This is a genomic window from Arthrobacter sp. HMWF013, from assembly GCF_003061105.1.
Taxonomy (GTDB): Bacteria; Actinomycetota; Actinomycetes; order Actinomycetales; family Micrococcaceae; genus Arthrobacter.
In genome coordinates this window covers 1-3,893 of sequence record NZ_QAIQ01000405.1, presented here as the reverse complement: position 1 = coordinate 3,893, position 3,893 = coordinate 1, and the positions used below count along the sequence as shown (strand labels likewise).

The 3,893-nt window shown below is 64.2% G+C and carries 2 protein-coding genes and 1 tRNA gene; 1 reads left to right on the top strand and 2 read right to left on the bottom strand.

Annotation, left to right across the window (positions count from 1 at the left end; genetic code table 11):
- Positions 1-128: 128 nt before the first annotated feature.
- Together DBR22_RS15020 and DBR22_RS15015 are read right to left on the bottom strand one after the other, a co-directional pair.
- Positions 129-1,613 (bottom strand): dihydrolipoyl dehydrogenase family protein, encoded by a 1,485-nt coding sequence (locus DBR22_RS15020; protein ID WP_108599690.1) that lies wholly within the window; start codon positions 1,611-1,613, stop codon positions 129-131.
- Positions 1,614-1,706: 93 nt separating this feature from the next.
- A tRNA-Arg gene (locus tag DBR22_RS15015) sits at positions 1,707-1,780 on the bottom strand.
- A 275-nt stretch (positions 1,781-2,055) separates the two neighbouring features.
- Here DBR22_RS15015 and DBR22_RS15010 point away from each other — a divergent pair.
- Positions 2,056-3,882 (top strand): phosphoenolpyruvate carboxykinase (GTP), encoded by a 1,827-nt coding sequence (locus DBR22_RS15010; RefSeq protein WP_108599689.1) that lies wholly within the window; start codon positions 2,056-2,058, stop codon positions 3,880-3,882.
- The last annotated feature ends 11 nt before the right edge of the window (positions 3,883-3,893 follow it).

Genomic DNA, 3,893 nt, shown 5'->3' with positions numbered 1-3,893 from the left:
AGTGGGCGGAAGAAGGTCGCCCCGCCGGCCTTTTACATGGAGTTGCTGAGCGGAGAGCAAAGATGACCTTTCGCAGGAAACTGTCTGCTCTCATTCTAACTAAACTGACTGGTCAGTTCAAATAGAAATTACAGGCCGTACTTCTCCAGCAGCCTCAACCACACTTCGCTGACCGTGGGGAATGACGGCACCGCATGCCACAGCCGCTCCAGCGGGACCTCGCCCACCACGGCGATGGTTGCGGCATGCAGCAGCTCGGCCACCTCCGGGCCTGCGAAGGTGGCGCCCAGCAGCACCCTCCGGTCCTCGTCGATAACCAGTTGTGCCCAGCCCTCGTAATGGTCCGAGCGCAAGGATGATCCCGACACCTCGATGGGAAGTTCTACGGAGGAGGCGTTGTAGCCGTCCTTGACGGCTTGCTCCAGCGTGCGGCCCACGGCGGCGAGTTCCGGATCAGTAAACACCACGCGGGGGACGGCGTGTTCGTTGGCCGTATGGGCGTAGCGGCTCCAGGCCTCCGGGGCGCCGCGGAGTTCGCCTTTGGCCCGGGCTGCAATGGCGTCACCGGTTGCCCTGGCCTCGTACTTGCCCTGGTGCGTGAAAAAGTTCCTGCCGCCGGCATCTCCCACGGCGTAGAGCCATGGCCCGCCGTCCGGTGTGCCGTGAACCAGTCCCGACGAATCGGTCGTGAGGGACAGCGCTTCGCCGTCCGGAGGGGTGAAGCCGAGGCTTTCCAGGCCCAACCCCTCGAGGGCAGGATGCCGGCCGGTGGAGACCAGGATTCTGTCCACAGTGACGGTGCTCTGACCGCCGGTGTCCTGACCGCCGGTGTCCTGACCGTCCAACGTCAGTTCGAAGGTGCCGTCGTCATTCTCGTGGATGGCTTTGGTGGACGTGTTGAGGCGGATCTCGACGCCGTCCGCGCGGAGCCCGGCCGCCACGAGTTTCGACGCTTCTGCCGGAAAGCTGCCCAGCAGGCCGCTCCTGGCTACGAGAGTCACAGCCGAACCCAGCCGGGCGAAGGCCTGAGCCAGTTCTGTCCCGGCAACCCCGCCGCCCACCACTGCCAGCCGCCCGGGCACCTCTTTGGCTGAGGTGGCTTCCCGCGTGCCCCAGACCTGGACGTCGGCCAGCCCCTGGATGGGCGGCATGGTGGGGGTCGAGCCGGTGGCCAGTACGACGGCGTGACGCGCCTTGAGCCCGTAGGAGTTGCCGTCCAGCCCGGCTACTTCGACCGAGCGCTCTCCGGTGATCCAGCCGTGGCCCCTGATCAGTTCGATTCCGGTGTCCTCCACCCACTTCACCTGGCCGTCGTCCTGCCAGTTGCCGGTGAAGTAGTCCCTCCGCTTGAGGACTGCGGCCACATCCAGGGTCCGGGTGACTGCTTCCGCTGCTCCTGGAACCGTCTGGGCGCCGTGCAGTGCGGTACCGGAGCGGAGCAGGGCCTTCGACGGGATGCATGCCCAGTACGAGCACTCACCGCCCACCAGTTCGGCCTCGACGAGGACCGCGGTAAGACCGCCCTGGACCACCCTGTCCGCCACGTTTTCGCCCACGGCGCCTGCGCCGATCACAATGACGTCAAATTCGCGTACCAGAGCCTGGGTGGTCATTGGTCCAGCCTACGCCGGGGCATCCGGGTTCCAGGGGTTCTCTGGCTTAAAGCAAAAGACCCGCACCGGCGAACCGGTGCGGGTCTTGATCTGTGCGCCCAAAGGGATTCGAACCCCTGACCTTCTGTTCCGTAGACAGACGCTCTATCCAGCTGAGCTATGGGCGCATCTTGCGTTTCGCGGAGTATCTCGCTCCCCGAACCTCGAATTACTTTACGCGAGGGTGGCACCTCATGCCAAATCGAGAAGCATGTAATATCCGCGACTAGACCGGTATAGGTGACCTTCGTCACTTAATTTCGCTGTTTTGCGTGTTCTTCCCTTGATTTTGCGCGGTTTCCGGTCGAAACGCTCACGAAGGTGCAGTGTGGTCCACAAGTTCAGGCCCGGGCGGCCCAATAGCATTTAGGACACACCGATGAACCCGAGGAAGGGAACCGCAATGGGCGATCTGGCACAACAGCCGCTGCTTGAGAAAGCACCCACCACACATGCTGCACTGCTCGCATGGGTCGAAGAGGTTGCGGAGCTCACGCAGCCGGACCGCATCCACTGGGTTGACGGCTCTGAAGAAGAGAACACCCGTCTCACGGACGAACTGGTTGCAGCGGGAACACTGACCCGCCTGAACCAGGAGCTCTTCCCGAACTCCTTCGCCGCGTTCTCCGATCCGGCAGACGTGGCACGCGTTGAAGAGCAGACCTTCATCTGCTCCGAGAACGAACGCGACGCCGGCTTCACCAACAACTGGATGGCCCCGGCCGAGATGAAGGAAAAGCTGCGCGGCCTGTTCTCCGGCTCCATGCGCGGCCGCACCATGTACGTGATCCCGTTTGTCATGGGCCACCTCGACGCTGAAGATCCCAAGTTCGGCGTCGAAATCACGGACAGCGCCTACGTGGTCGCATCCATGCGCATCATGGCCAACATCGGTACCCCGGTCCTGGACAAGATCACCGCGACCAACGCCTTCTTCGTTCCGGCGCTGCACTCCCTGGGCGCTCCGCTCGCCGCGGGCCAAAAGGACGTTGCGTGGCCCTGCAACCCGGACAAGTGGATTGTCCACTTCCCCGAAGAGCGCTCCATCTGGTCCTTCGGCTCCGGTTACGGCGGAAACGCCCTGCTGGGCAAGAAGTGCTACGCCCTTCGCATCGCTTCGGTGATGGCCCGTGACGAAGGCTGGCTGGCCGAGCACATGCTCATCCTGAAGCTGACCTCCCCGGAGCAGAAGAAGTACTACGTCTCTGCAGCCTTCCCGTCCGCGTGCGGCAAGACCAACCTCGCGCTTCTCGATCCCACCATCGAAGGCTGGAAGGTTGAGACCCTGGGTGATGACATCACCTGGATGCGGATCGGCAAGGAAGGCGAACTGCGCGCCACCAACCCCGAGGCCGGCCTGTTCGGCGTTGCCCCGGGCACCGGCTGGGGCACCAACCCCAACGCCATGCGCGCCATCGCCAAGGGCCACAGCATCTTCACCAACGTCGCCCTGACGGACGACGGCGGCGTGTGGTGGGAGGGCATGACCGATGAGGTCCCCGCCCACCTGACCGACTGGGAGGGAAACTCGTGGACCCCGGACTCCGACAAGCCTGCGGCCCACCCCAACTCGCGCTTCTGCACGCCGATCTCCCAGATCGACATGCTGGCCGAGGAATACAACAGCCCCGATGGGGTGGAGCTCTCTGCCATCCTCTTCGGCGGCCGCCGCAAGACCACGGTGCCGCTGGTCACCCAGTCCCGCGACTGGACCAACGGCATCTTCATGGGTTCCACGCTCTCCTCGGAGACCACGGCTGCTGCTTCCGGCCAGGTCGGCGTCCTCCGCCGCGACCCGATGGCCATGCTGCCGTTCATCGGGTACGACGCCGGTGACTACCTCAAGCACTGGATCAGCGTTTCCTCCAAGGCCAACCCGGCACGCCTGCCCAAGATCTTCCTGGTCAACTGGTTCCGCCGGACCGCTGACGGTGGCTTTGCGTGGCCTGGCTTCGGTGACAACGCCCGCGTCCTCAAGTGGGCCATCGAGCGCATCGAAGGCAAGGCTGCCGCTGTGGAGACCCCCATCGGCTTCGTTCCGACCGGGGATTCGCTGGACCTCACCGGACTGGACCTGACGCACGCCCACGTGGAGGACGCCGTACGCGTCGATCCCGAGGAATGGGCCGCTGAGCTGGCATCCATCGAAGAGTGGTACGCCAGGTTCGGTGACTCCCTGCCTGAGGCACTGACCTCCGAGCTTGCCTCTTTGAAGGCCCGCCTGGGCTGAAAAGCCTGAAG